Here is a 26262-nt window from a genome sequence, read left to right as displayed (position 1 = left end):
GGGGTCTACTTTCCGGTAGCGGCGGGCTGGAGGTTGGGTGTGAACGTTGCTCCGTCGTGTTCCCCGAGGAGCGGGGGTACCCGCGTGTAGCTCGCGGGTGTCTCGGAGAGGCGGATCGGGTTGGCCACCTGTTGGCTGGTGCGTCCGGTGGCGGTGTCGGTGATCTCGATGACCGGGGCGAGCCCCAGGTCCTCGGCGAGAGCGAGCGCCTCGGCGATGGAATTCACCTTGCCGGCGGGCACGCCCGCGGAACTGAGGAGATGGGCCCATTCGACGGCGCTCCTGGTGCCGAGTTGTTCCTCGAGCAGGACCTTCAGGGCGTCCCGGTGCGCCACGCGCTGCGAGTTTCCCCGGAAACGGGGGTCGACGGCGAGTTCCGGGACGCCGAGGACCCGGACCAGTGACTCGAACTGCTTGTCCGTCCCGACGGCGATCGCCACAGGGCCGTCCGCTGTCAGCAGGGTCTCGTAGGGGGCGATGCTGGGGTGGGCGTTCCCCATCCGCTGGGGTGCCTCGCCGGTCGCCAGCGTGCTCGACGCCTGATTGACCAGCCCGGAGAGCAGGGACGACAGCAGATTGACCTCCACGCGCTGGCCCCTTCCGGTGGCATCCCTGGAGCGCAGCGCGGCAAGAATCCCCACCACGGCGTTCTGGCCGGTGACCACATCCACGAGCGCCACCCCGACCTTGCTCGGTTCGGAGTCCTGCGAACCGGTGACGCTCATCAGCCCTCCCACCGCCTGCACGAGGAGGTCGTAGCCGGGCAGGTGCGCGCCTCCCGTGCTGCCGAAGCCGGTGATGGAGCAGTACACCAGGTCCGGCCGACGTTCGACGAGGGATGCGTAGTCCAGCCCGAAACGCTGCATGACCCCGGGCCGGAAGTTCTCGATGACGATGTCGGCTTCCAGCGCGATGGCGAGGGCCCTCGCCAGTCCCTCGTCGGTGCGGAGGTCGCAGACCACGGAGCGCTTGTTCCGGTTCACGCTGGAGAAATAGGTGCCCACGCCGTGCTCGTCGACCGGTGGGACCCAGGAACGCGTGTCGTCTCCGGCCGGGCTCTCCACCTTCAGGACGTCCGCCCCGAAATCGGCCAGCATCATGGACGCGAACGGGCCGGCGAGCACCCGCGAGAAGTCGGCGACCTTCAGCCCCTCCAGTGGCCCGGGCGCAGAGTGTCCTGCCGGTGTCGCATCGGCCGGTGGCCTGTCCGTATTCGTGCTCAAGGGGATTCGTCCTCCAGGAGAGTAGGTCTGCAGCCCTAGCTGGACGCAGTGACGGGGTTGCTGAGCACGCCGACGCCGGCAACGCGGCACTCGGCCGTGTCCCCGGGGGTGACGTGGATGGCGCCGGGTGTTCCCGTGGAGATGATGTCCCCCGGATACAGCGGCATCACCTTGCTGTGGAAGCTGATCAGGTAGGCCGGGTCGTAGCGCATGTGGGACACCGTGTTGCTGCGCCTCACCTCGCCGTTGACCACGGTGGCGACCTCCATGTCGGCGAGCGTTCCGTCACCCACGGCTTCGGCCAACGGCACGATCCGGGGGCCGAAGGAGAAGAACCCGGGGAAGTTCTTGGAGCGGGTGAGGAACCGCGGGTTGCGTTGCAGGATGTCCTCAGCCGTCTGGTCCAGCACGGGCACGACGCCGGCGAGGTAGTCCAGTGCGTCCTCGGGTTCCACGTTACGGCAGTACCTGCCGATGACGACCGCCACCTCGGCTTCGGTGGTGGTGCGCTCGCTCTGCTCGGGGATGGGGATGGCCTCTCCCGGTCCGATGACGGTGTGGTCGCCCTTGATGAACGATGCCGGTTCTTCGGGCACGCCCTCGGAGAGGTCGGAGGCGTGCTCCACATAGTTCAGCCCGATGCCCCAGAGCATGCGGGGGTGGCGGTAGGGGGCGCCGTAGACGGCGCCATCGGGGCTGCTGAAGACGGCGTCATCGGCGGACTCCGCGGCGGCGTCGAGGTCGCCGAGGAGATCCCCCGTGAGGACGTCGAGGATGTCACCGGTGAAACCGGGCAGGAGATCGGACACCCGTGCGAGACCCCGCCGCGGGTGGACGACGGCCGCCGTCTCGGTCCCGGTGGTTCCGGGGCCGGCGGTTCCCGGGTCGTCGGCCGGGGAGGTGATCGAACAGAGGTGCAGGATGCTGGGAGCCATGATGCTGCCCTTTCGAGTCGGAGGCGGGGGTTCTAGTAGGCGCGGACCATGCCGCCGTCGCACCGGATCTGTTCTCCGGTGACATACGACGCCGGCGCACTGGCCAGGAAGGTGACGACGGCGGCGAACTCGGCGGGAGTGCCGTACCGGCGAGCCGGGATGCCGGCCTCGGAGGCGGCACGCGCCTCGGCGGGGGTGGCGCCCGTCCGCTTGGCCGCGGCCGAGTCCAGGGACGCGACGCGCTCCGTGTCGATACGGCCGGGGAGCACCATGTTGACGGTGACGCCGTCGGCGGCGACCTCGGCGGCTAGGGTCTTGAGGTATCCGGCGAGCCCGGCACGGCCGAGGTTCGACAGTGCGAGGTTGGGCAGCGGCTGCTGGACGCCGCTGGATCCGACGGCCACGATCCGCCCCCAGCCGCGCTCCCTCATACCGGGGAGCACGAGGGAGGTGAGCCGCAGGTGCTGGAGCAGGAGCTGGTTGACGGCGGCGAGGGCGTGCTCGTCGGTGATGTCGGCCGCTCCGCCGGGAGGAGGCCCGCCGCTGTTGAGGACCAGGACGTCGATCGGCCCAAAAGCGTTCTCCGCGGCCTCCACGAGGGCGGCCGGGGCGCCGTCGTCGTTCAGGTCCATGGCGATTCCGACGGCGGAGGGCAGGCGGGCCGCCTCGGCCTTCACCACGTCCTCGCGGCGCGCGGCGAGGACGACGTTCGCTCCCTCGGCGCCGAGGGCCTGCGCAATGGCAAGGCCGATCCCGGAGCTCGCTCCGGGCACGAGCACGTTCTTTCCTGTCAGTCCGGTGTCCATCAGGCGATCTCCATTCGTACTGCGTCGAGGTGTGCGTCGATCAGGTCCGCGAGTTCACGCGGCAACGACGGTGAGGGCGGCCGGACCGATGCGTCGGCGATGATGCCACGGCGGCGCAGGATCTCCTTGCGCAGGGCAAGGCCCACTCCGGGCTGGCCTTCGAAGTTCGCGAGGGGCAGCCAGGGTGCGAAGGCATCACGGGCAGCAGGGAAACCGCCGTCGGCGAAGGCCGTCAACGCGATCTGCAGGCCTTCGGGGTGGGAGAACCCGGTCATGGCGCCGGCCGCGCCGGCCGCGAGCTCGTCCAGGAGTCCCACGCCGCCCAGCCCGCCGTAGACGGGAACGTTCGTGGAGCGGGTCAGTTTCGCGATCGCGGACGCGGTGGGGGGCGCTTCCGATTTCACGGCGACGATGAAGTCGCACTTCTCGAGGACGCGCAGGATCTGTTCGGCGCTGATCTTCACGCCCGACGCCACCGGGTAGTCCTGCAGCACGATGCCCGCTCCCGTGGCGCGGTGGATGGCCGTCAGGTGGGCGGACAGCATGTCCGGGTCGCCGGTGTTCGCCTGCACCATGAGCGCCGCGAGGTTGCCACCGGCGGCCTCGACGGCGGTGGAGGCCTGCTCGATGGCGACGGCGGTGGTGCGGGCGGACAGGCCGACGACGAGCGGGGTGCTCCCCGCCTCCTCGGCGACCGTGCGGACGATGAGGGACTGCTCGGCAGCGGTCAGCGACGCACCCTCACCGAAGACACCGAGGACCACCATCCCGGTGGCAGGCAGCGCGGTGTACAGCTGGACCTCACGGCGGAGTGAGGCGGTGTCGACGGCGAACTCCGGTCCGCTGAAGGGCGTCGCCAGCACCCCCCAGAGTCCGGGGGAGAGGTGAGGGATCGGTTCGGTCATCGGGACTTTCCTTTCATCGATGGTCCTCCACCGTTGGTGGAAGGAAGGGGAGTGGCGTCCGGCGCGGCAGCCGCCGACCGTGCGGCGCGGATGCTCCGGCGCCCGAGCCGGAACGTCGCTGCGGCAAGCAGTGCGACGACTGCGGCGGTCAGCCAGCCGACCCGGTAGGAGGTCGCGGCCACCAGGAAGCCGAAGAGCAGGGGGCCGGCGGCAGCGCCGAGGGAGAGCCCGGTCTGCAGGACCCCTGTGGCCGAGGCGGCGCCCTGCCGGTTGTCGCGTACCACCGCGAAGTGGACGAGCCCGGGCCAGCTCCAGCCGGCGGCGTAGGTGAGCAGCGCTCCGCAGATGAATGCCGCCGAGGAGCCGAAGGCGAGGAGGAGGTAGCCACCCACACCGATCGTCAGCAGGTTGGCCACCAGGACGTAGGGGCTGCGGTGCGGGTACCGGTCCATGGCGGCGCCGAGCACGATGCGGATCGAGAGCCCCAGGAGGGCGGCGCCGGCGAAAAGGTAGCCTGCCGCGCTGGGCGACATCCCGGATTCCACCGCCGAATCGACGAGGAATACCCCCATGGACGTCGCGGCGGCCGCCGCGAGGCCGGCGCCGATGGCGAGCAGCACGAGTCCGCGCCGGGGGGTTCCGCGGTCGGCGGGTGCTGCAGGTCCGGTCGTCGGGCGGTCCGGTCCCTGCGCTGTGAGGCCGGCCCACAGGGCCAGCCCCACGGCCAGGACGACACCCAGCGCGAAGGCGTAGCGCCAGCCCAGGATCAGGGCGATGCCCGGAACAGCGAGGCCGCCGATGAGGCCGGCCGCGGGGATGGAGCACTGCTTGATGCCGAACGCCAGCCCCAGTCGGCCCGGGTCGACGGCCCGGGATATTCCGAGGTTCGCCGCCGGCTGGGCCAGGCCATTGGCCAGTCCGCCCACCACGAGGGCGGCGATCAGTACGCCGAACGTCGGCGCCAGGCCTGCTCCGGTGAGGGCGACCGCCGCCAGGACGGCCGAGGCCACCATCCCCTTGGACGCCCCGATCCGCTGGACGAGCCGGCCGAGCCGGCGCGCCGCCACCCCTGAGACCGCGAAAAGGGTAGCTGCCGCGATGCCCATCTCGGCGGGACCGATGCCCAGGTCGGCCCGGATCTGCACGGCGAGGGCACCGACCAGGAAAGCGGGCAGCACGCCCAGGGTGGTGACGGTGACGGCCTGGAGCAGGGTGCCACCCGCACCGGGCGGCTGTGCAGTGGTCACGCCGAGCCGGAAGCGCGCGGAGCCTGGCCGCCGGTATCAGGCGATCCATCGGTGGCGGTGGCGCCTGCTGCCCCGGATCCTTCCGAGCCGGTTTGGCTGGTGGCAGCATCCGTTGAGGGGTCTTTCCTGTGCAGCTTGAGGCCGAGGAGGTGCACGACGATTCCTACGGCGATGATCGCGATGCCGATGCCGATGTACATCGGCTCCATGACGAGCATCGGCAGTGAGCCCAGCCCCAGCAGGATCCGTTCGGGCCAGCGGGCCGGGCCGAACAGCCATGCTCCGGTGGCCACCGCGAGGGCACCCACGGCCAGGAGCGAGACGCTGAACGCCAGGGCGATGGTGCCGATGCCGCCCTGCAGCAGCAGCCCGACGCCCGGGCCGGAGAGCACGAAGATGAACGGCACGAGGAACGCAGATAGGGTGTAGCGCCAGGTGAGCCACATGGTCTGGATCGGTTTACCACCCGTGATCGCGGATGCTGCGAACGGTGAGAGCGCGGTGGGCGGGGAGACCTCGCTGAGTACCGAGTAGTAGAAGATGAACATCGCCGCGGCGTACCCGGGAACTCCAACGTCCTGCAGGGCGGGCCCGATGATGACCCACGAGATGATGAAGCTCGCGGTCACGGGGACCGCCAATCCCAGGAGGATCACCGAGATCGCCGAGAAGATGGCCGTCAGGAGCAGGCTCCCGCCGGCGAAGTCCACGATGATGTTGGCGAGTTTCAGGCCCAGTCCGGTCAGTGTCATGATGCCGACGATCAGCCCGGCTGCCGCCATGACGGGAATCACGGAGAGCGCTCCCGTGGCACCGGTGGCAAGGGCGTCGAAGATGCGCCTAGGGGTCATCCAGGAGGCGCGGTCGAGGAAACTGAGGGCAAAGGCAAGGAACGTCGCGTAGACCACGGCGCGGAACGGCGTCATGCCCATGGCCATGAAGACGACGATGGCGACGAGGGAGCTGAAGTGGTACCCGAAGCGCAGCAGCAGCTTGCCGACCGGCTTGACGTCGAAGTCCACAGCCTTGGTCTTGAAGCGGCGTGCGTCCATCTCGATGGCCAGGATGATCCCGAAGTAGTAGAGCACGGTGGGAATGGTGGCCCAGATCAGCACCTGGAGGTAGGACACACCGAGGAGCGCCGCGATGATGAAGGCGGCCGCACCCAGGGTGGGAGGGGACATGATCGCGCCGATTCCGGCGGCGGCGAGGATGGCGCCGCCGTGTTCCTTCGGGTAGCCGGCCTTGCGCAGCAGCGGCCAGGAGATACCGCCGAGGGTCACCGTGGTGGCGACGCCCGAGCCCGAGACCGTGCCCAGGAGGAATCCTGCGAGGGTCACCGTGCGGCCCGGACCGGACTTGGACTGGCCGAAGGCGGAGAAGGAAAGATCGATGAAGAACTTGGTGGCGCCGGATGCCCCGAGCACCGCTCCGTAGATGGTGAACAGGATGATGTAGGTTGCTGCCACGTCGGTGGGGACACCGAAAAGCCCCTGTGTGCCCATGACGTTGTGACCGACGAGGCGGACCCAGTCGAAGGACGAGGTGTTGAACGGGGCGGGAACCCACGAGCCGAAGAAGGCGTAGGCGAAGAAGCCCACGACCACCAGTGGCACAAGGATCCCGACGGTCCGGCGTGACGCCTCGAGGGTCACGAGGATGGCTATCACGCCCATGGCCAGGTCGAGGTAGGTGGGGGTGATCGCCCGCCGGAAGAAGCCGTCCCAGTCGGAGATGATGTACAGGAACGGCACCAGTGCCACGATCGCCAGAACCCAGTCGGCGATCCCCGGGTTGTCCCCCGGCCTCTTCGCCTTGGAGGATTCCGATCGTCCCCGGCCCCGGTAGACGAGGAAGGTCAGGGACAGGCCGATCCCGAGGAACAGCGGGAGGTAGAACTGGGTGGCCATGGGGTTGAAGACCCAGTAGAGGGCCAGCAGCGAAAGCCCTGCACCGGCGATCTTGATCAGCAGGGCAGGGGTCCCGCTGAGGTGCCGCGCCGGCTTCTCCGCCTCGTACTCGGCGATCAGCGCTTCCTCGTCGATGATGTCCTCTCGCTCCAGAGGGCTGACCGGGTCGTTCTCCTTCTCCCTCGCAAGGTCCGCCTGCTTGCCCGGCGCGGGCGCTTTGTGCGTAGAAGCAGGAGCGGAAGCATGCGCCTTCACGGCGCCGTTGCCGTCTGGTCGCTCGGTCATGGTGTCTCCTCGAGATGTAACTCAACGAACGGGTTGTCGTCTTCGACCAGGCTCCACAGTTCGAGCGGCGGAGCGCCTTGCACGTGCAGGGTGCGCTGTCCCAGGTCGGTCGCGGCGATCGAGAGTTCCTCGAACACCGCGGGCCGCGCTGGGTCCGGCTCCACCACCCATTCCCGGCGATCGGTGTCTCCGGCGGCTGACGGGGCGCCGGGAACTGCGTAGTACTCCTCCAGTACCGCGACTTGGTCGGCTGCGATCTGGTCGAGCACGAAGGTGCCGTCGGGTCCAAGGGTGTAGCGTTCCTCGGCCCGGGTGCCGTACAGCGAATTGCGGTAGCTCACGGAGAAGCTGGTCCCGGTGAGCGGGACACTCGCCAGCTCGCCGTCGTCGTTCGTGATGCTGATGGACACGTCCGGTTGACCGGACGAATTCACGAACCCCAGGCCCCCGAGCATGCCGAGGCATGCAAGGGGGACGACGACGGCGGCCGGCTTGCGCATGGCCTAGCCTGCGGCCTCGTCGAAGTAGGTCTGAGCGCCTGGGCACGTCTCGATGTAGGAGATGTCGCCGGCGGTGGCGGCATCGAGCTCTTCGGCGGCGGGGTGGACCTGGATGAGTGCCTCTTCGTTCTCGAAGATCGACCGGGTGATGTCCTCCTGGAGCTGTTCGTCCATCGTGGGGCTGGCCACCAGCAGGTTCGGTGAGGCGATCGCGGGAACGGCTTCGGTCTGGCCTTCGTAGGTGTCGGCGGGAATGTCTTCTGCGACGTAGTAGTCGCCGAACTCGGACGCCAGTGGCTCCGCGTATTCGCCGATGGGAACCAGCACCATGTCGCCGTCACTCGCGAGGTCGATGAGCGCGCCCGTAGGAAGCCCGCCGGACCAGAACCCGGCGTCGATGGTGCCGTCCCGCAGTGCGGCCACGGTTTCTGCGACGCCGAGCTGGCGGCGTTCCACCCCGGTCTCGGGGTCGATGCCGGCGGCTTCGAGGATGCGCAGCGCTGCGACCTCGGTTGCGGAGCCGGGCGCCCCGACGGAAACCACTTTTCCTGCCATGTCCTCGACGGACTGGATGCCGGTTCCGTCGACGCTGACGGCCTGCATGAAGTTGTTGTAGATGTTGCCGAGCGAGCAGATGTCGATGGCGTTGCCTTCGAACTCGCCGACGCCTTCCACGGCGTCGGACACCACGTCGCCCACGGAGAAGGCGAGCTGGGCGGAGCCGTTCTCGATGAGGAGCATATTGTCCACGGAGGCATTGGTTCCTGCACCGTCGCGTCATAGCCGTCGATGTTGTCGCGGATCACCGTGGCGAAGCCACCGCCCAAGGGGTAGTAGACGCCGCCGGTGCCGCCGGTCGCGATCGAAAGCGACCCGCCTTCCCCGCCCTCGGCCCCGCCTCCTCCGCCGCTGGAACTGGGCTCGGGGCTGCCGCAGGCTGAAAGGAAGAGTGCGGGGGCGATCAGTGCTGCTGCGCAAAGACGCTTCCGGCTTCGTTGTTGGGTGCTCAAGGCTTTTCTCCTCTGTCGTTGTTGGTAACTGGCTGGTTGGGGGAACGGAGTCGTGACGGGATCAGGGTTCGGCGCCAGGCGCGGGGACGTCTCCGGCGGCGAGCAGCCCGGCGAGCATCCGGTAGTAACCGATGAGCAGCGACAACTCGGCCACTCCCGGGTGCCCGATATGTCCCAGGACCCGGGCATGTGTCTCGTTATCGACTGCGGTGCCTCGGAGAAGCGCCTTGGTGAAGTCGAGTGCGGCGCGTTCGGTGTCGGAGAGGGTGGGCGGCACGCTGCCGTTCCGAAGGTGTTCCAGCTCGGTCGCATCGATGCCGACCGTCACCGCTACACGGCTGTGGGCATACCACTCGTACGCCGAGTCGAGCTCTGCGGAGATCGCGCAGATGATCAGTTCGCGCAGCCGCCCGTCGAGGGTCCCGCCGAAGCGCAGGACCGCACCGAGCGCCTGGACGGCGTTGCCGATCGCGGGGGCGAAGAGCATGGCATTGAATGGGCCGGCCAGGGCGCCGTCGTCGTAGATCATCGTGAAGACGCCGTTGCCGCGCGGAGGCCCCGCGATGGAGTCGTAGACAGCGCGCTGTTCGTCGGAGAGTTCGGCCGGAGTCAGCAGCGGGAACCGTCCTGCGGCCTGCGGCCGGGCGCTCTCTGTGGCATCAGACAAGAGTCCGTCCCCCGTCCACATAGAGAACGTGCCCGGTGACGAATGCTGCCTGCTGTGATGCGAGGTAGAGCACGGGGCCGGTGAGGTCGTCGACGGTGCCCAATCGGCCAGCCGGAACCATGCCCGTATAGTGCTCGCGAACGCCCGGACGGCCGAGATGAGCACTGGTCAAGGCCGTATCGACGTAGCCCGGTGCGATCGCGTTGACTGTCACCCCGCTGGCCGCCCATTCCCGTGCCATGACACGAATGAGCTGGTTCAATCCCCCCTTGCTCGCGGCGTAGGGGCCATGGTCGGGATGCGCGAGCAGGCTCGATACGGAAGAGCAGTAGATCTGCCGACCGTACCGGGCGTCGACCATGACTCGGCCCGCGGCCCGACCGAGGCGGAAAGCACTGGACAGGTTGACGGCAATGATCGTGTCCCAGTCCTCGTCCGTGGTTTCGAGAATGGGCACACGGTTGTTGATCCCGACCGCGTGGACGAGGATATCGAGGCCACCGAGTTCCGTCTGAGCGGCGTGCACGGCCTGCTCACAGCCATTCGTGGTCGTCAGATCGGCGGTAACGGTGTCAGCAGTACCGGCAAAGTCCGCCAGGCGTTCCGCGCTCTGGTCTGCGACGACCAGGCGCGCACCAGCCTCGAGGAAGGCCTCCGTGCAGGCGGCGCCGATGCCGCCGGCGCCGGCCACCAGCACCCGCTGATCCTTCAAACCAAGCCAATCAGCCAAAGGAAGCATCTCCGATTCGATGGGCAGAAAGCGAGGACACCTAGGCGGTGCCGAGGTCCTTCGGTGCACCTCTCTGGAGACTGTATACAATTTTGCGGCAGGATGTAACCCACATCACAGAACTTGTTCAGCAGGCTTCCTTCCGTCAGCCCTCTCGCACGGACTCGACTTCCAGGAAGGTCCGCAGGGCCTGCACAGCGTGCTCGCGGTGCTCATCGAGCAGGAGGATGAGCTTCTCGGCGTCCCGTTCCGCGAATGCGTCGATCATCATGGCATGTTCATGCTCCACCCGTGAGCGGTTCGAAGCCGCTCCGTAGTAGACGAACCTGTAAGCGTCAGTGGCGTCCCACAGGATCTTGATGATCCGTTCCAGGCGCGGCATGCCGGCCGCCTCGACCAGCACGAAATGGAACCGCCGGTTTGCCTCGGTCATCTTCAGCAGGTCCCCCTCGGCGCTCGCCGTCTCGACATCCCGGGCAGCAACCTTGAGATCATCCAGAACGGTGCCGCTGAGACTCCTCGCCAGCGCGACCCGCGTCGCCTCTCCCTCGAGGAGCTGTCGGATCCGGTACACCTCCAGCAGGTCTGTGAGGGAGAGGGTCGCCACCCGATGGCCGCGGTGGGGTTCGTAGAGGACTTGTCCCTCGGACTCGAGGGTCTTGAGAGCTTCACGGAGGGGGACCCGGCTCACGCCGAATCGTTCCGCGAGTGCGTCCTGGCGGAGCGGCTGCCCCGGGAGGAACTCACCTGCAATGATCGCGCGTCGGAGCTCTGCGAGCACGAAAGCCTGTGCAGTCGGTGGACGTCTGGAACTGCCCGTGGTGTTGCTCGTCATGGAACCAGTCCACCCAGTTCAGTGCTCATCGTCAGAAGTCTAGCCCGGGCGTCATCGGGCCCGGTTGCGGTGATTTCTCACCGGCTGGGAATCCGGGTGATGGGGTGTGAATGCTGAGAGTCTGGTCGGCTCCTGACCCGTGAGGATGAAGCTTGCGGTGGGACGACCGGCCTTCTCGCCGAGCCCGCCCTGGCGTAGCCATCCGGGAGAAGATGTAGCCATGGACAACGATGTATTGCAGCCTTCCATGATTGCGCGGCTCCTCGAGGAGATCTCCTGGGAGAAAGCGGTCAAGTACCGCGCCGGTGGCCGCGGCATGGAGAACGTACTGACCGCAGAAGTGCTGATGGGGTTGGACATTCTGCCGAGGGACCAGTTCTTCGGGCAGGTCATCCGGTCCTGCTCGGGTGCAGGTGCTACCCGAGCGCTCCTGGCCGATCAGGCGGAATGCGCTGTCATGTCGTTGCTGCCCGGCGACATGTCGGTCAACGCTACGCGAACCGCAGGGCGGAAGTTCATCGTCCAACCGGACGCAATCATCACCACGCCTGGTGTTTTCACGTTCGTCGAGGCCAAGCGCATCAGGACGAGCTCGTTCCAGCCCGAACAGCTCGCCCGAGAATATGTCGCGGTGATGAGCAATGCGGGTGAGCGCTTGCCGCTTCTCTTCCTTCTCGGTGTCGAACCGCCTGTGTCGGTGCAGGGGCTGGGCAAGCTGTCGATCCTGGAAGCGATACGAACGCATCTTCCCGCTGTCCTGCTCCGAGCGGGCGATATCGGAGTCGACGAGGCGGAACTCCTCGAGAGGATTGACGACGTCCTCTGCTGGATCTCCTGGGACGGTCTTGCTGCCACTGTCTCTTCTCAGCTGACTGCATTCTCCTGCGGCGACTCGAGCACCGATGCGACGATCGAGCGCATGGGACAGCAGGTGATGAGTGCGCTCGAGTGGCATTCGTAATGGGCACTGAGATCAGCGACCTAATGCGCCATAGTCTGCGAAGGCGGGACTGCCGCCGACATGTCTCGGCGTCGCACCTGTTGTTACCAAGTGGTAGCGTTTGGCCGTTGCCGCAAGGGCAGTTAGAAGACACCCGAACGTAATATTCTGTCAGGTCCGGTACAAGATAGCGTGTGAATATAGGGGAAAATGAACAAAAAGGTTAGATCGGCGGGAATCGGCGTGCTCGCCGTAGGGCTGTTTGTAGGAGGCATCGGTGTAGGCAGCGCCGTGGCGGACCCGACCAAGACGGAGGAGTACGCCGCCGTCACCACCGAGAACTCCTCGCAGCGTACGAAGATCGCGGATCAAGAGGTATATACGGACTCACTTCAAGATCGGCAGAAGGAACTCGAGTCTCAACTAGATGATGCTCGAGCGCGGGAGAGCGAGCTAAAATCTCAGGATGCATCGGTCAGGAAGCGTGAGGACGCAGTCGCCCAAGCTGAAGCGGCAGTAAAAAAGCGGGAGGATGCCGTCAAGGGGGCTGAGGCGACCAAGGCGGCCACAACGATTAGTGAAGGTTCTTGGACGGTGGGCCGAAACGTGGAGCCGGGAACATACACAACAACCGTTCCAGTGACCGGTCGGTGCTACTGGGGCATATACGTGTCCGGCACTAACGGCGACGACATTGTGGCAAATGACAACGTGACGGGTGGGCAACCGACGGTCACGTTGCAGGTAGGCCAGGACTTCAAAACGGCCCGATGTGGTTCTTGGTCAAAAATAGGCTAGGTCGTCGCCCTTAATCGGATGCTGTGCGGGTTTGGCTGCACGGGCCTGCCGAGGAGGAGATCATCCGGAGTCCGCAGCTATGTGGGAAATACAGCACCTCCATGGACGCGGCGGGTGGGTCGATCACGCTGGCCCGGCACGACGACGGGATCAGCTCGCTGCTCATGGTTCTAAATAAAATTCCCATCCGCATGTTCTAGTCTGCGCGGTATACGACGGCGGGCCGCTGACCTCTTGTTGGGCGGCTCGCCGCTGTTGGGCATGGGTGTGGGCGAAGACATAGTCACAAATGAAGACGTTTTGCAGCCATCCATGATCACGCGACTTCCGGAGAATAGCTCTTGGGAGGAGGCCGTTAAGTATCGGGCGGGCCGCCGCGGGGTGGAGAACGTGCTCGCGGCGTAGGTGATGACGGGGCTCGACCTCCTACCGTTGACCCAGTTTGTTGTGGCAGGTCGTCGGAAGAATGACTACTGGTGCATCCACTCCTGGTTGGCGTGGCTGATCGTATCGCCGTTCCTGACGCGCTCAAGGATTCCGCTGCGTTGCATGCACAACTCTCATTCCAGAATCGATGTCATCGAAATAATCTCATCAGGTTGCACCTTGCTGTAGGGCTCGGTTGCCTCGATGCGGCAAAAGCCCTCAGAACTCTTCGTAAGCCGAAGGACTTGCCGCTCCAGAAACTCGCGGGCTGGACTACGCAACCGTTCACTTCTGTCATTATTGACCTATGACTACACCAGAGTTCCCTGGGGAGGGCTCACAGCATGTCCCGCCCCACCAGCCAAATCAGACTGATCTCGCACATTCCGGCGGTGGTGCATCGACGATGACGCTCACGCCTGAGCAGGAAAAGCCAAAGAAGCAGTCCAATGTCGTCGGGCTCATTGCGCTTATTGTAGGGATACTCGGCTTCATCTTCGCCTGTATCCCTGGTGCCCTGATCGTCGGTTGGATCCTTCTTCCGATCGCGTTCGTCTTGGGTCTTGTCTCGCTGTTTCTGAAAGGCAAGTCCAAATGGATGGGCATCACCGCCCTGATCCTCTCGATAGTTGGCACGATTGTTGGCGTTATGGTGTTCTTGACCGTTGTCTCCACATCAATCGACGAAGCCATTAGTAGCGGCGACACCACGATTGCCGGACCGACCGACGAACCTGCCGCGGACGACGGAGCAGAGGAGGGTGGGGCTGCTGAGGACGACGCAGCGGCCGAAGCAGGAACGCGTGAAAATCCATCTCCGATCGGCGCAGTCATCGAGTCTGATGAATGGCGAGTAGTCATCAACTCAGTCACTCTCGCCGCTACGGACGCCGTTCTATCTTCTAGCGAGTTCAACGAACCTCCTGCTGAGGGTTCGGAATACTTGCTCGTAAACTACTCGACGACATACTTAGGTGATGATCCCGCTGGCCAGATGCCAGCCTTCGTCACCGTCGAGTACGTCACGGTAGACGGAACGACTATTAACAGCTTTGACAAATTCGTATCCGTACCAGATGCACTCGACACCACAAGCACGCTGTACACCGACGGCACTGCTACCGGCGCTGTCGCGTTTGAGGTACCCACCGCATCGGCCGGAGAGGGTGTCCTCGCCATCAGCCCGGGCATGCTCAGCGATAAGGTATTTGTCGCTGTTCAGTAGTAGAGGCGGTTAGTCCGCACGGTCCTCCGTCGACTGCTGGGGTCCTTCTTACTGTTAAGCTGGCTTGAGCGAAGACTGAGCCTGTAATTCAGTGTAGTGGGACCCCACCGTGCTCCGAGGCTCGCTGGGTCGACGCCCGGGTTAACGGGTGGGATTGGACCGCTGGCGGCGGAGATGGACGGGTACGACAACTGCGGTATCCAGCACGTTCTATCTCACGGGGACTTTCCATCAATTCGTCATTCCGCCCGCCTGCCCGAAACATTTCATCGCCGACCAAGCCCAAGATACGGACCTTGACAGCAATCGTCGCCGGGCTCGCCCTGTTCCTGGTGGTCATCGGCCTCATCGCCGGCGGCGTCAGTGGGGGGCTCATCATGGCCGCCACGGTCGCGCTCTTCACCGGGCTCTACACGCTCCTGACCAACAGGCCGTCCTGGGCACGCCTCGGAGGCCGCAAGGCCGGCGCGATCACCGCAGGCGCCGCCGTCGTCGCCATGCTCGCCGGCGGTGCGATGGCCCCGGCTTCGGACACGGTGCCGACTGCTGTCGCCGAGCAGAGCGCCGCGTCGGCCGAACCGACGACCACCAGCGCTCCGACTGCGTCGGCGACGCCATCCGCAAAACCGACACCGTCGGCCAAGCCGACAGCCTCTACCAAGCCGATACCGTCACCCACGCCCAGCCCGACGCCATCGGACGTCGCCCCGGTCGACACTGACACCCCTGCCGACGTGACCGGCACACCCCGCGCGCCGTCGGACCAGCCGGCCTTCAACACCACCGCGCTCGCCGTGCTGGAGACGCTGCCCATCAAGGGCCGCGCACCGAAGACCGGGTACGACCGCGAGGAGTTCGGGCAGGCATGGGCCGACGTCGACCGCAACGGGTGTGACACCCGTAACGACATGCTGAACCGCGACCTGACGGGAATCGCCTACGCCAACTCGGTGCCCTGCAAGGTGCAGTCCGGCATCCTGGACGACCCCTACACCGGGACCCAGATCCCCTTCCTGCGCGGCCAGGCGACGAGCAGTGACGTGCAGATCGACCACGTCGTGGCCTTGTCCGACGCCTGGCAGAAGGGCGCCCAGCAACTTTCATTCGACCAGCGCGTCGCCTTCGCGAACGACCCGCTGAACCTGCAGTCCACGGACGGCCCCACCAATCAGCAGAAGAGCGACGGCGACGCCGCCACGTGGCTGCCACCGAACAAGGACTACCGCTGCGAGTATGTGGCACGGCAGGTCTCGGTCAAGGCGACGTACACCCTATGGGTCACGCAGGCCGAGCACGACGCCATGGTGTCCATCCTGTCCGACTGCAACGGCATCCTCGCACCGACCAACCAGATGGCGCCGTCCGTCGCAGCTCCCGTTGCACCGGTCGAGACGCCGGCCCCGGCGCCCGTCGTCGTGCCGGTTGTGCCTGAGCCGGTCGCACCCGCACCCGTGGCGCCCGCACCGGCACCTGCGCCGGTGGCTCCTGCTCCGGTAGCGCCGGCTCCGGGCGTCTACTATGAAAACTGCGATGCAGTCCGCGCAGCGGGCGCCGCTCCGATCGCAGCCGGCTCGCCCGGCTTCCAGCCGAAGTTCGACCGTGACGGCGACGGGATCGGCTGCGACAGCTAGCGACCCGCACCACAACGAATGACGGCAAGCGGTGAACATGTGTGGAACGGGTTGCTGCTCGCCCTGCGCGGTATGTCTGAACGGGTGGGGTAGGCACCGCCATGACAGTCGGCCGTCTCCGGGTCCAGACTGTTATCACCATAAGTTCGGCTAGGGCAGGGCATCATGGTAATCGATTGTGTGGTGGTCGGAGCTGGCCCCGCCGGGCTTGCCGCAAGCGCTTCGCTGTCACGATGCAGCGTCGAGCATGTTGTCCTGGAGCGGGCCCGACCCGGTGAGACGTGGCGGACTCAGCGCTGGGATGCGCTGCATCTCAACAACCCGGGGTTTATGAACACAATGCTGGGTGCGCAGGATCCCGACTCCTATCTGACTCGACAAGACGTAGTCCAGCGTCTTGAAACACTGGCTTCGAGCGCTCCCGTAATCACCGAAACACCCGTTGTCGGGCTATCGCAAAATCAGGGTTCCTGGCATCTGTATACACGTGACGGCCTGTATGCAGCCCGCAGCATCGTGGTGGCAAGCGGCGGTGAGAACGTGCCGCGGGCGCCTGCTCTCGCAAGCCACTTGCCACATCGAATCAGTCAGCACCATGCCTCGACCTACAGGAATCCGGATGAATTGCCCGAAGGGGCGGTATTGGTTGTCGGCAGCGCGCAATCCGGAACACAGATCACCGAAGAATTGCTGGCCGTAGGCAGGCGCGTCTGGCTGGCAACCTGCTCGATTGGTCGCGCATCTGCTAGGTATCGCGGGAGAGATACCGTCAGATGGTTGGATGAAGCGGGTTTCTTCGAGCAGCGTCCCGAAGATCTCCAGGACCCGCGAGCCGTCAAGGCCGTACCGGCCCTGCTCGCGCCCGGCGGACGTAGCATGAGCCTCCAACTATTGGCTAGGGCCGGAGCGACACTCACCGGTCATCTCGTGGCAGCACACGATGAAACACTCACTTTCGACACCAGCACTGCACACAACATCACCTACGGAGACCGTTCCGCAGCGGCCATCCGGGGCGTGATCGATGCTCACATTCAGCATCACCAGATCGATGCCCCCGTGGCCGATCCAGACGAAGCAGAACAACCGATCGAGCTCGACCCACCAGAACAGATTCGTCTTCGAAGCGCAGGAATCAGCAGCGTAATCTGGTGCACGGGTTACACCGGGGCCTTCCACTGGTTGGGCGAGGACCTGACCGATTCCCTGGGGATGCCATTACGCCAGGGGCCCGCTTCGCCGGCTCCAGGAATCTGGTTCATCGGCCTGCGGTGGCTCATACGCCGCACTTCAGGAAACTTCATCGGGTTTCCGAAGGATGCCGACATCGTTGCCAACTCCGTGCGAGCTTACTTGGAGGCTACGAAACTCTGATTGCCATCATCGACAGCTGTGCGACTGCGCCCCGCCGTCGTCGTCTACGGAGGTGCTACATGCTCCACAGCTCCGCGTGGATGTCTGTCTCGTCCGACCAGCGCCGGTGCAGGGCGAAAAGTTCGTCCACGATGTCCCGCGGAAGCGGCGTGATGTCCTGGCTGTAGGCGAGCAGTTCGCGCAGGTTCCCCTCGCGGCTCGCCGAACCGACGGTGGACACCACCTGCGGGGTGCTGTGTGCGAAGCGGATGCAGAACTCGGCCCAGCTCTCGATGCCCGAGCGCTCGAAGATGGGCGCCACCTCGATGGCCCGTTCCTGCAGGTACGGCTTCCATGCTGCGCCCGGGACGTCGCGCAGTTCGTGCACAGGAGCACCCGCCACGGTGCGCATCGAAATGATGGCCCTGTCCTGTGCCAGCAGTTCGTCCCACAGTGCGTTCGACGCGAAGCGCTGCAGCGGGTTGAGGTAGAAGATGTAGCCGTCGATCAGCCCGTCGAGGTGCCCGGCCCGCAACGCTTTGAGCGGAGCCTCCGAGGTCCACGGGAAGATTTCAAGGACGAAGCGCCCCACCAGGCCCTCGTCCTTGATGCGCTGCAGGTCGGCAAGGGTAGGCCCGCCCGACGGCATGTCGTCCGCGAACGCGCCAACGCCGGTGAGCTGCCCGATGTCGATGGAACTGATGCCCAGGGGCTCGATGTTCTCGGCGATAGTGGCGCGGACGTCGTCGACCGTTCCGCCGCCCAGCTTCACGATGACCGGTGGGACCTTGCTGCGGTCCTCCGCGAAGGCAGTACCGAGCACTTCGAGGGCGTGGTCGTACTGGCGGGACGTGTGGAGCCAGAGGCCGGCGTCGATCGCCGTGCGGGCCATGTGCGCCTTCTGCTCGCGGGGGACGTCGTCGTGCCCGAGCCTCGTGGTGCCGTAGATGAACGGGGGGAGGTCTGCCAAAGGTTTCATTGCCTCAGGCCACCGGCGGGAGGGCTCATCGGTGACGGCGAGTCGACGCCCATGGCAACGGCATCGTCGTGGACCTCATCGGCGTTCACGAGGCTGCCCGAGCAAAGAGGTCACGGACCTCGGAAGGCCGGCTCCTCCAAGAGCCGGCCTTCTGCGCGCGCCCTACAGCGGGGGAGTGGTGGCCCGCACCACGAGCTCCGGCGGCAGCAGCACGCTCTGGGTGGGCTCACCCCGCATGGTCCGGAGCAGGGCTTCCACGCTCTGGGTCCCCATGGCCGCTAGATCCGATCGGACGGACGTCAGCGGGACCGGCAGGGTGCCCGCGAGGTCGAGATCGTTGTAGCCGATGAGCGCCACGTCCGCCCCGACCCGCTTCCCAGCATCCCTGATGGCGCCCATGGCTCCGAGGGCGAGAAGATCGTGCACAGCGAAGATAGCCGTGGGTGGCTCGGGGAGCCGCATGAGCTCCGCACCCGCCTCAAGCCCGGACGGTGTGCTGAAGGCTGATGCCACCACGTAGGACTCGGGCAGGGGAAAGCCCGCGGATTCGTAAGCCCTGCGGAAGCCGAGGGTGCGCTCGCGGCCCGTGCTGGCCAGCTGGTCCCCGGCGATGACACCGACCCGGCGGTGTCCCAGGGACAGGAGGTGCTCGGCGGCGAGCTGCCCGCCCCGGTAGTCGTCCGTCGTCACCGAGAGGTGGCCCTCCAGGGTGCGCATCACGAGCACATAGGGGACACCGCGCCCCCGTAGTTCGTGCGCCACCGTGTCGCCGCTGTGCGAATCGCCGATGATGACGCCGTCGATCCTCCGCGAGAGCATCGCGTCCAGGCGTGCGCGGCGATGCCCCGGATCGTCGAGCGTGTTGGCGACGACGGTGCCGTACCCCGCAGTGCTCGCCGCCGCGTCGATGCTCTCGTAGATCGAGGCGAGCACGAGGTCGGTGAGGCGCGGCACGAGGACGCCGATCAGGCGGGAGCTGCCGGTCCGCAGCCCTGCTGCGCCGACGTCGCGCCGGTAGCCGAGCGCTGCCGCGAGCTCACGCACCCGGCTCACCGTGTCGGCGCCGATACCCACGGGATCATCGCTCAGCGCACGCGACACCGTCGAGATGTGCACCTGGGCATGACCGGCGATCGTCGCCAGGGTGACAGGACGCGCCCGGGCCGGCTGCGAGCTGGGATCTTCCTTCATCGCCTCGAGTCTAGGCCCGCCGGAGCCCCATGCGCCTTCTCCTGCAACATTGGGCGCAAAGGTTTGCGCTCGTACTGGAAGATTCCAGGTTTTACCGCACTGAAACATTGACGAAACGAGGCGTCCGTAGTGTGATTGGGCCCACACTCCGCAGCTATCCACTCGCTGCACCTCGCCGCAAACGTTTGCGCAAAGGACTGATTCCATGCTCCAGCTGTCCTCCCTCGAGACCCTCGACCGTCTCGGCGCCGGCATAGCCGAACTCTCGGCGTTCCACGACGGCGACCGGCCCGGCTGGACCCGCGAGGTCTTCAGTGAGCCGTACCGCGCATCCCGCGACTGGACCGCCACCCGCATGCGCGAGGCCGGACTCCAGGTGCACGTGGACGCCGCCGGCAACATCGTCGGACGGCTGGCGGGGAGCGACCCCTCGGCGCCCGCACTCGTCACCGGCTCCCACACGGACACGGTCGACGGCGGCGGTCGGTTCGACGGCATCGTGGGCGTCCTGGGATCCATCGAGGCAGCCCGCCTGCTGCAGGACTCCGGGACGCGACTGCGGCGGGACCTGCTGGTGGTCGACTTTCTCGGCGAGGAGTCGAACGTCTTCGGGCTCAGCTGCCTCGGCAGCCGCTCCGCGGCCCAGGAACTGACACCGGAGGACCTCGACCGGTGCGACTACCGCGGCGTCACCCTCGGCCAGGCCTACACCGACTACGGTCTCGACCCCTCCCGGCTGCTGGATGTCCCGTGGGCGAAGAAGCCCCTGCACGGCTTCGTCGAACTGCACATCGAGCAGGGACCCACCCTCGAGAAGCGCGGCCTGCCGCTCGGCATCGTCACCGCGATCACCGGCATCGAGCGCTTTATCGCCACCTTTGCGGGAGCTGCGGACCACGCAGGCACGACGTCGATGGAGGACCGCCGGGACGCCATGGCCGCCGCCGCCGAGGCCGTCCTCGCGGTGCGGGCCGAAGGCTGCGGGGCGCCGACCCACGGCGTCGCGACGTCGACGCGGGTCGAATCGGAGTCCCGCTCACCGAACGTCGTCCCTTCGCTCGTCAGGATGTACAGCGAGGTCCGCAGCGTCGACCCCACCTGGCTGTCCGGCGTCAAGGGGCGGCTGACCGGCGAGATCGCGGCGAAGGCGGCCGACCTCGGCGTCGACGTCGGATTCGAGTGGTCCACGGACAACACGGTGGTCCACGCGGAGTCGAGCGTCCAGGACGTCGCCGGTGCCGCCGTCGACGCCCTCGGCCTGCCCTGGATGCCGATCCCGAGCGGCGCGACCCACGACGCGGTACACATGGCCACCCTCGCGCCCATGGGCATGATCTTCATCCCCTCCAAGGGCGGCAAGAGCCACTGCCCCGAGGAATGGAGCAGTACCGAGGACGTCGCCACGGGTGTCGAAGCGCTCGTGGGGACCCTCCGCCGCCTCGACACCACCGACAGCCGCCCCACCTCCTGATCCGCGCCTCCTTCTCCCACCCACCCCGCCCCTGGAGTTCCCATGGAAACAGCACTGACTCCCGAAGGACTGTCCACGGACATCCTTGCGATCGCCAACCTGCCCGTCCTCTGGGTCCTGGCCCTCGGTGTCTTCGGCGCCATCATCGTGCAGTCCCTCGTCTACATGAAGGCCGCGAAGAAGGCCGGACCGGCCGCCGACATCTCGCCGGAGGAGCTCAGGACCTCCTTCAGGGCCGGCGCCATCGCGGCCATCGGTCCGTCCCTGGCCGTGGTGCTGGTGAGCATCGCCCTCCTCACCCTCTTCGGAACACCGGCCGTGCTGGTACGCATCGGGCTCGTCGGCTCCGCCGCCACGGAATCGGCGTCGGCCAGCCTCGCCGCAGGCACCATGGGCGCCAACCTGGGCGGCCCGGATTACACGCAGGCGGTGTTCGTGGTGGCCTTCATGGCCATGAGTTTGTCCGGAGCCGGGTGGATGCTCGCGACCCTGATCCTCACGCCGATCCTGCGCCGCGGCGACACCAAGCTCCGCAGGGTCAACCCCGCCCTGATGGCGATCGTGCCGGCCGCCGCCCTCATCGGCGCCTTCGCGAGCCTCGGCATCGCGGAACTGGGGAAGACCCCCGTCCACGTCCTGGCCGTCATCGTCTCCGCCGTCACGATGGGGGTGTGCATCCTCCTCGCGACCAGGACGTCCGCTACGTGGCTGCGGGAATGGGGCCTCGGCATCTCCATCATCGTCGGCCTGATCGCCGCGTACGTCGCCCACACCTCCGGCATGGCCCCCGCCGCCTAGGCAGTACTCCACCCGAAAGGAACCACCATGTCCGCTGCAGAGACTGCCGTCACGCAGGACGCCTCCCTCGCCGAGTTCGACCGCACCACCTCCCGCTGGGGCCAGCTGACCATGGGCGTGGCGCTGCTCCTCTCCCTCGCCGCGCCGCTCTACCTCGTGCTGTCCACGGACCTCGGGATCACCGCGAGCATGATCTGGACGGCGTACCTGGCCGTCGCGGCCGCCTTCTTCGTGCTCTGGTTCGTCGAGCCCATCACCTACTACCCGGTGCTCGGCCCTGCCGCGATGTATCAGGCCTTCATGATCGGCAACATCGCCAACAAGCTGCTGCCCTCGGCCCTCGTGGCGCAGGCGGCCATCGGCGCGAAGGCCGGCACCAAGCGGGGCGAGTTCGCCGCCCTCATGGCCATCTGCGGAGCGGCCATGGTCCACGTGCTGTCCATGCTGTTCTTCGTCGGCATCCTCGGGACCTGGCTGGTCAGCGTCATCCCCACGGACATCGTGGATGTCGCCCGCCTGTACATCTTCCCCGCCATCATCGGCGGCGTCCTGGTACAGCTCATCGTCACCATGAAGCAGCCGCGCGTCACGGTGATCGCCGTCGTCGTCGCGGCCCTCGTGCTCTTCGTCCTGGTGCCGGCCGTTCCGGCCCTCGCGAAGCCGGCCACCGGCGTCGTCGTCTTGATCACCGCGGTGCTCGCCTGGTTCCTGCGCTCGCGCACGGCGACCGCGACGCCCACCACCCTCGTCAACTAAGCTCCGACACAGCCTGCCCGAAAGGACACCATGACCATCGATACGACCATCGACACCGACGTCTTCGAGCTCTCCGACGCCCACACCACTGCCATGCACGAGTTGTACCGGCACCTCCACGCCCACCCCGAGCTCTCCATGCAGGAGACACACACCGCAGCCTTCATCCTCGAGAAGCTGAACCACCTCGGCCTCGAGGCATTCATGTGCGGAGGCACCGGCGTCGTCGGGATCCTGCGCAACGGCGACGGGCCCGTGGTCGGCTACCGCGCCGACACCGACGGCCTGCCCATCGCCGAGGACACGGGGCTGGACTACGCGAGCACGACGACGGGACACCTTGCCGACGGCACCGAGGTCCCCGTGATGCACGGCTGTGGACACGACACCCATGTGACAGTGGGCCTCACCGCCGCGCAGCTCCTGACGGAGAACCGCGACGCTTGGTCCGGCACGGTGGTGTTCGTCTTCCAGCCCGGCGAGGAGACCGGCGAGGGCGCGGAGGCGATGGTGGAGGACGGTCTGTGGGACAAGGCGCCCATGCCGTCGATCATCTACGGCCAGCACGTCTGGCCGGGGCTCGCCGGCACCGTGAACATCAGCAAGGGCACCGCCATGGCCATGGCCGACTCCTGGAAGATCACGGTCCACGGTCGGCAGGCGCACGGCTCGCAGCCGGACCAGTCGATCGACCCGATCGTGCTCGGCGCGCACATGGTCGTCCGGATCCAGACGATCGTGGCCCGCGAGGTGCACCCCATGAAGTCCGCCGTCGTCACGATCGGCACCTTCCACGGCGGCCTCAAGGAGAACATCATCCCGGCGTCGGCGGAGTTCACCGTCAACGTGCGCACGTTCGACGTCGACGTGCGCGAGCGTGTGCTCGGGTCGCTGCGGCGCATCATCAGCGCCGAGGCTGCTGCGTCGGGGGCGCCGGAGCCCGTGATCGAGGAGATCACCAGCTTCCCGCAGTGCTACAACGACCCCTCCTCCACGGAGGACCTCATGGCCGCGCTCGGAGGGGTGCTGGGCGAGGACGCCGTCATCGAGTCCCCACCCGTGATGGGCAGCGAGGACTTCGGCCTCCTCGCCGAGGCCATCGGCGTGCCCAGCGTCTACTGGTTCTTCGGTGGGCACCCCCAGGGAGTGCTCGACGGCGACGATCCCGTGCCGAGCAACCACTCGCCGTTCTTCGCGCCGGCCATCGAGCCCACGCTGGCCACCGGCGTGCGCGCAGCCATGACGGCGCTGCTCTCGACGGTGGGGACGACCGCGTGAGCGGTGCGCTGCACGAACTGTCCGCCGTCGAACTGACGACCGCCATCCGCCATCGCGACGTGTCCGCGCGGGAGGCGCTCGAGGCGCATTTCGACCGGATCGACGCCGTCAACGGCCGCATCAACGCGGTGATCACCGAGGACCGGGACGGCGCCGTCGTGCTGGCCACCGCGGCGGACGAGCTGACGGCGTCGGGCGCGGAGCTGCCGCCGTTGCACGGCCTGCCGATGACGCACAAGGACACGCACAATACGAATGGTCTGCGCACGACGCAGGGCTCGACGATCTTCAAGGAGTTCGTGCCGACCTTCGACGACCTGATCATCGGGCGCCTGAAGGGTGCCGGCGTGGTCACGACGGGCAAGACGAACGTGCCGGAGTTCGCCGCGGGGTCGCACACGTTCAACGAGGTGTTCGGGACCACCGTCAACCCGTACGACACGAGTCGCAGCGCCGGCGGCAGCAGCGGGGGAGTGGCGGCCTCGATCGCGGCCCGGATCCAGCCTCTGGGCGACGGCAGCGACATGGGCGGCTCACTGCGCGTCCCCGCGTCGTTCTGCAACGTGGTCGGCTACCGCCCGTCGATCGGCGTCGTCCCGTCCGTGCCCACACGCAACGCGTGGGCGTGGCTGGGCCGCAGCGGGCTCATGGCACGCGATGTCGAGGACATCGCCCTGGGCATGACGGCGATCGCCGGTGCCGATCCCGCTGTCCCGTACGCCTACCCCGTGCAGGGTTCGTTCGGCGCCGGGCTCCAGCGGGACCTGACCGGTCTGCGGATCGGCTGGTCGCCCGACTTCGGGCTCGGGGTGCCCGTGGACGCCGAGGTGCTGCGGGTCCTCGAGAACGGGCTGCAGGTCTTCGCGCACCTGGGCGCGATCGTCGAGGAAGCTGCACCGGACCTGCGCGACGCGGACCAGGTGTTCGGGGCCACGCGGGCCTTCGACTTCGTGCTCGGTCTGGGGGATCTCGTCGCGAAGCACGGGGATGCGATCAAGCCCGAGGTCCGCTGGAACGTGGAGAAGGGGCAGCGGCTGACGGCGCAGGACCTGGTCGACGCCGCCCTCGCCCGGACCCGCCTCGACACCAGTGTGCGCCGTTACTTCGGGCGGTACGACGTGTTCGTGAGCCCGGCGGCGCAGGTCCTCCCGTTCGACGCCGCCGAGCGGTACCCGACGTCCCTGAACGGCGTCGCGTTCGAGACGTACCTCGACTGGATGCGCTCGGCCTGCCTGATCTCCGCCACGGGCCTGCCCGCCGTGTCGGTCCCGGCCGGTTTCAGCGCGGACGGCCTGCCGGTGGGTCTGCAGATCGTGATGCCGCACGGCAGCGACGTGGAGCTGCTGCAGGTGGCATACGCGTTCGAGCAGGCGACGGCCTGGGCGAAGCGGGCGCCGGAGCTCAGTCCTGCCAGTGACTGGGAGCGCTCAGGTCCTGGGGAATGAGCGTGCCCGAGTCACCGTGGGCAGCGTCGAGCTGGGCCTGCGTCAGGTAGAGGGCTTTGGAGAGGTCAGCCCCAGCGAGACGGGCATCCCTGAGGTCGGCACCGAGGAGGTCCGCCCCGGAGAGGTCGCACTCCTGCAGGTCGGCGGCGATGAGGTAGGCGCCTCGAAGGTCCGCCCCGTGCAGCGGCCGGGACCTGAGTGTCTGGCCCATGAGGTCCGCTCCCGGAACGAGCGCAGCGCCCAGATGGTCGTCGCCGGTTGCGAGGTAGGACGCCCTGACTTCTTCGCTGACGTCCATCAGCGTTGACCGCACGCGCGTGTGAAGAGACTCCACGTCGAGCGCGAGAAGCGGCTGTGCACCTCCACTCATCGCGCGCTCAAGGGTCGATCTGAGGCGGTCGACCGTGTGCGAGGTGTCCGGGTCGAACGTTCTGGTGCCGGCCTCGACCAGATACCAGAGCATTTCGTGGAGCTGCCGGACCACCTTGAACGCTGCGAACATCTCCTGCGCCGTTCCGGGCTTTTCTCTCCAGCTGACCCCGTGGAAGAGGTTCTGGGAGACGCTCTGGCCGGCGCCGAAGCAGTCGAAGACGGTGCACCCGCGGAAGCCGCGCGGCCGCAGGCTGTCGTGGATGGTGCAGGAGAAGTCGGAGTCCAGATTCCGGCAGGGGGTTCCTGCCGGCTTGTCGACGGCGAAGTCTGCTGAGCGGGAGAATCCGAGAGCCGTGCAGCAGAGTGCGAAGCAGCTGCTGCAGTCCGGGCGCAGGGTCTCCCTGGTCAGCATCGGGGTGGAGGGTGTCGAGTCGCGTGATGTGGAGGGCATGGGATCTTCTCTGGGTGAGTTCGGTGAGGGACCGGGTGCCAGGGGAACTCGCCAGGGAGTTCCCATCGAGGGCACGCGCAATCACCGCTTCCATG

Annotated in this window: 24 protein-coding genes; 10 read left to right on the top strand and 14 right to left on the bottom strand. The window is 66.8% G+C overall.

The features are described 5' to 3' along the window. Nucleotides 1-5: 5 nt before the first annotated feature. The 11 genes from AC4D2F_RS13060 to AC4D2F_RS13010 all read right to left on the bottom strand — a co-directional run bounded on the left by AC4D2F_RS13060 (nt 6) and on the right by AC4D2F_RS13010 (nt 11053). The gene (locus tag AC4D2F_RS13060; protein WP_490910919.1) at nt 6-1223 is read right to left on the bottom strand and encodes a CaiB/BaiF CoA transferase family protein; all 1218 of its coding nucleotides are present in this window, start codon (nt 1221-1223) and stop codon (nt 6-8) included. 35 nt (nt 1224-1258) lie between these two features. Then, a complete protein-coding gene (locus AC4D2F_RS13055; protein ID WP_490910918.1) occupies nt 1259-2158 on the bottom strand; it encodes a fumarylacetoacetate hydrolase family protein in 900 nt (299 codons plus the stop codon). 32 nt (nt 2159-2190) lie between these two features. Further along, entirely contained in the window at nt 2191-2964 is a 774-nt protein-coding gene (locus tag AC4D2F_RS13050; RefSeq protein ID WP_490910917.1) for an SDR family oxidoreductase, read from the bottom strand. Then, entirely contained in the window at nt 2964-3869 is a 906-nt protein-coding gene (locus AC4D2F_RS13045; RefSeq protein ID WP_490910916.1) for a dihydrodipicolinate synthase family protein, read from the bottom strand. The genes AC4D2F_RS13050 and AC4D2F_RS13045 overlap by 1 nt, the downstream gene beginning before the upstream one ends. Further along, complete coding sequence (locus tag AC4D2F_RS13040; RefSeq protein WP_490910915.1) at nt 3866-5116, bottom strand: MFS transporter; 1251 nt, start codon at nt 5114-5116, stop codon at nt 3866-3868. Before AC4D2F_RS13040 ends, AC4D2F_RS13045 begins: the two co-directional genes overlap by 4 nt. Then, on the bottom strand, nt 5113-7311 hold the full coding sequence (locus tag AC4D2F_RS13035) for a TRAP transporter permease (RefSeq protein ID WP_490910914.1): 2199 nt from the start codon (nt 7309-7311) through the stop codon (nt 5113-5115). The genes AC4D2F_RS13040 and AC4D2F_RS13035 overlap by 4 nt, the downstream gene beginning before the upstream one ends. Then, nucleotides 7308-7811, bottom strand: coding sequence for a hypothetical protein (locus AC4D2F_RS13030; protein WP_490910913.1), 504 nt, complete (start codon nt 7809-7811; stop codon nt 7308-7310). Before AC4D2F_RS13030 ends, AC4D2F_RS13035 begins: the two co-directional genes overlap by 4 nt. Nucleotides 7812-7814: 3 nt before the next feature. After that, entirely contained in the window at nt 7815-8552 is a 738-nt protein-coding gene (locus tag AC4D2F_RS13025) for a TAXI family TRAP transporter solute-binding subunit (protein WP_490911103.1), read from the bottom strand. A gap of 330 nt (nt 8553-8882) precedes the next feature. Then, on the bottom strand, nt 8883-9488 hold the full coding sequence (locus AC4D2F_RS13020; RefSeq protein WP_490910912.1) for a carboxymuconolactone decarboxylase family protein: 606 nt from the start codon (nt 9486-9488) through the stop codon (nt 8883-8885). Then, nucleotides 9481-10227: an SDR family NAD(P)-dependent oxidoreductase gene (locus tag AC4D2F_RS13015; protein ID WP_490910911.1), complete on the bottom strand. Its 747-nt coding sequence runs from the start codon at nt 10225-10227 to the stop codon at nt 9481-9483. Before AC4D2F_RS13015 ends, AC4D2F_RS13020 begins: the two co-directional genes overlap by 8 nt. 136 nt (nt 10228-10363) lie before the next feature. After that, nucleotides 10364-11053, bottom strand: a complete 690-nt coding sequence (locus AC4D2F_RS13010; RefSeq protein ID WP_490910910.1) for a GntR family transcriptional regulator — start codon at nt 11051-11053, stop codon at nt 10364-10366. A 220-nt stretch (nt 11054-11273) separates the two neighbouring features. On the opposite strand from AC4D2F_RS13010, the gene AC4D2F_RS13005 reads away from it, so the two are divergent. The 5 genes from AC4D2F_RS13005 (at nt 11274) to AC4D2F_RS12985 (ending at nt 17447) form a co-directional block, all read left to right on the top strand. Continuing rightward, complete coding sequence (locus AC4D2F_RS13005) at nt 11274-12014, top strand: hypothetical protein (protein WP_490910909.1); 741 nt, start codon at nt 11274-11276, stop codon at nt 12012-12014. Nucleotides 12015-12203: 189 nt separating this feature from the next. Beyond that, nucleotides 12204-12791, top strand: coding sequence for an Rv1352/Rv1906c domain-containing protein (locus AC4D2F_RS13000; RefSeq protein WP_490910908.1), 588 nt, complete (start codon nt 12204-12206; stop codon nt 12789-12791). Nucleotides 12792-13524: 733 nt separating this feature from the next. After that, nucleotides 13525-14442 carry a DUF308 domain-containing protein gene (locus AC4D2F_RS12995; protein WP_490910907.1) on the top strand — a complete coding sequence of 306 codons (918 nt, stop codon included), beginning with the start codon at nt 13525-13527 and terminating at the stop codon, nt 14440-14442. 296 nt (nt 14443-14738) lie between these two features. After that, nucleotides 14739-16073 carry a GmrSD restriction endonuclease domain-containing protein gene (locus AC4D2F_RS12990; RefSeq protein ID WP_490910906.1) on the top strand — a complete coding sequence of 445 codons (1335 nt, stop codon included), beginning with the start codon at nt 14739-14741 and terminating at the stop codon, nt 16071-16073. 165 nt (nt 16074-16238) lie between these two features. Next, nucleotides 16239-17447 carry an NAD(P)-binding domain-containing protein gene (locus AC4D2F_RS12985; RefSeq protein WP_490910905.1) on the top strand — a complete coding sequence of 403 codons (1209 nt, stop codon included), beginning with the start codon at nt 16239-16241 and terminating at the stop codon, nt 17445-17447. Between the two features lie 55 nt (nt 17448-17502). On the opposite strand, the gene AC4D2F_RS12980 is transcribed toward AC4D2F_RS12985, so the two are convergent. Beyond that, a complete protein-coding gene (locus AC4D2F_RS12980) occupies nt 17503-18405 on the bottom strand; it encodes an aldo/keto reductase (protein ID WP_490910904.1) in 903 nt (300 codons plus the stop codon). A 162-nt stretch (nt 18406-18567) separates the two neighbouring features. Next, entirely contained in the window at nt 18568-19596 is a 1029-nt protein-coding gene (locus AC4D2F_RS12975; RefSeq protein WP_490910903.1) for a LacI family DNA-binding transcriptional regulator, read from the bottom strand. A gap of 205 nt (nt 19597-19801) precedes the next feature. Between AC4D2F_RS12975 and AC4D2F_RS12970 the strand changes: the two genes are divergently transcribed. Genes AC4D2F_RS12970 through AC4D2F_RS12950 form a run of 5 tightly spaced genes read left to right on the top strand, consistent with a single transcriptional unit; the run spans nt 19802 to nt 25344 of the window. Continuing rightward, entirely contained in the window at nt 19802-21067 is a 1266-nt protein-coding gene (locus tag AC4D2F_RS12970) for a M20 family metallo-hydrolase (RefSeq protein WP_490910902.1), read from the top strand. Between the two features lie 42 nt (nt 21068-21109). Continuing rightward, nucleotides 21110-21865 (top strand): DUF5058 family protein, encoded by a 756-nt coding sequence (locus AC4D2F_RS12965; RefSeq protein WP_490910901.1) that lies wholly within the window; start codon nt 21110-21112, stop codon nt 21863-21865. 27 nt (nt 21866-21892) lie between these two features. Further along, nucleotides 21893-22621 carry a hypothetical protein gene (locus AC4D2F_RS12960; RefSeq protein ID WP_490910900.1) on the top strand — a complete coding sequence of 243 codons (729 nt, stop codon included), beginning with the start codon at nt 21893-21895 and terminating at the stop codon, nt 22619-22621. A 30-nt stretch (nt 22622-22651) separates the two neighbouring features. Further along, nucleotides 22652-23899, top strand: coding sequence for an amidohydrolase (locus AC4D2F_RS12955; RefSeq protein WP_490910899.1), 1248 nt, complete (start codon nt 22652-22654; stop codon nt 23897-23899). Further along, nucleotides 23896-25344, top strand: coding sequence for an amidase (locus AC4D2F_RS12950; protein ID WP_490910898.1), 1449 nt, complete (start codon nt 23896-23898; stop codon nt 25342-25344). The genes AC4D2F_RS12955 and AC4D2F_RS12950 overlap by 4 nt, the downstream gene beginning before the upstream one ends. Here the strand turns inward: AC4D2F_RS12950 and AC4D2F_RS12945 are convergent. Then, nucleotides 25301-26167 carry a pentapeptide repeat-containing protein gene (locus AC4D2F_RS12945; protein WP_490910897.1) on the bottom strand — a complete coding sequence of 289 codons (867 nt, stop codon included), beginning with the start codon at nt 26165-26167 and terminating at the stop codon, nt 25301-25303. The genes AC4D2F_RS12950 and AC4D2F_RS12945 overlap by 44 nt on opposite strands. Nucleotides 26168-26262: the final 95 nt, after the last annotated feature.

Source organism: Arthrobacter sp. TJ-263, assembly GCF_058269155.1.
The sequence above is the reverse complement of the archived record's forward strand: the minus strand, read 5'-3'. Positions and strand labels throughout refer to the sequence as shown.

Coding starts and splice junctions, on each gene's coding strand:
- AC4D2F_RS13055 (WP_490910918.1), bottom strand. CDS start 2,158: ATGGCTCCCAGCATCCTGCACCTCTGTTCGATCACCTCCCCGGCCGAC.
- AC4D2F_RS13050 (WP_490910917.1), bottom strand. CDS start 2,964: ATGGACACCGGACTGACAGGAAAGAACGTGCTCGTGCCCGGAGCGAGC.
- AC4D2F_RS13045 (WP_490910916.1), bottom strand. CDS start 3,869: ATGACCGAACCGATCCCTCACCTCTCCCCCGGACTCTGGGGGGTGCTG.
- AC4D2F_RS13035 (WP_490910914.1), bottom strand. CDS start 7,311: ATGACCGAGCGACCAGACGGCAACGGCGCCGTGAAGGCGCATGCTTCC.
- AC4D2F_RS13030 (WP_490910913.1), bottom strand. CDS start 7,811: ATGCGCAAGCCGGCCGCCGTCGTCGTCCCCCTTGCATGCCTCGGCATG.
- AC4D2F_RS13025 (WP_490911103.1), bottom strand. CDS start 8,552: ATGCTCCTCATCGAGAACGGCTCCGCCCAGCTCGCCTTCTCCGTGGGC.
- AC4D2F_RS13015 (WP_490910911.1), bottom strand. CDS start 10,227: ATGCTTCCTTTGGCTGATTGGCTTGGTTTGAAGGATCAGCGGGTGCTG.
- AC4D2F_RS13010 (WP_490910910.1), bottom strand. CDS start 11,053: ATGACGAGCAACACCACGGGCAGTTCCAGACGTCCACCGACTGCACAG.
- AC4D2F_RS13005 (WP_490910909.1), top strand. CDS start 11,274: ATGGACAACGATGTATTGCAGCCTTCCATGATTGCGCGGCTCCTCGAG.
- AC4D2F_RS13000 (WP_490910908.1), top strand. CDS start 12,204: ATGAACAAAAAGGTTAGATCGGCGGGAATCGGCGTGCTCGCCGTAGGG.
- AC4D2F_RS12995 (WP_490910907.1), top strand. CDS start 13,525: ATGACTACACCAGAGTTCCCTGGGGAGGGCTCACAGCATGTCCCGCCC.
- AC4D2F_RS12985 (WP_490910905.1), top strand. CDS start 16,239: ATGGTAATCGATTGTGTGGTGGTCGGAGCTGGCCCCGCCGGGCTTGCC.
- AC4D2F_RS12980 (WP_490910904.1), bottom strand. CDS start 18,405: ATGAAACCTTTGGCAGACCTCCCCCCGTTCATCTACGGCACCACGAGG.
- AC4D2F_RS12975 (WP_490910903.1), bottom strand. CDS start 19,596: ATGAAGGAAGATCCCAGCTCGCAGCCGGCCCGGGCGCGTCCTGTCACC.
- AC4D2F_RS12970 (WP_490910902.1), top strand. CDS start 19,802: ATGCTCCAGCTGTCCTCCCTCGAGACCCTCGACCGTCTCGGCGCCGGC.
- AC4D2F_RS12965 (WP_490910901.1), top strand. CDS start 21,110: ATGGAAACAGCACTGACTCCCGAAGGACTGTCCACGGACATCCTTGCG.
- AC4D2F_RS12960 (WP_490910900.1), top strand. CDS start 21,893: ATGTCCGCTGCAGAGACTGCCGTCACGCAGGACGCCTCCCTCGCCGAG.
- AC4D2F_RS12955 (WP_490910899.1), top strand. CDS start 22,652: ATGACCATCGATACGACCATCGACACCGACGTCTTCGAGCTCTCCGAC.
- AC4D2F_RS12945 (WP_490910897.1), bottom strand. CDS start 26,167: ATGCCCTCCACATCACGCGACTCGACACCCTCCACCCCGATGCTGACC.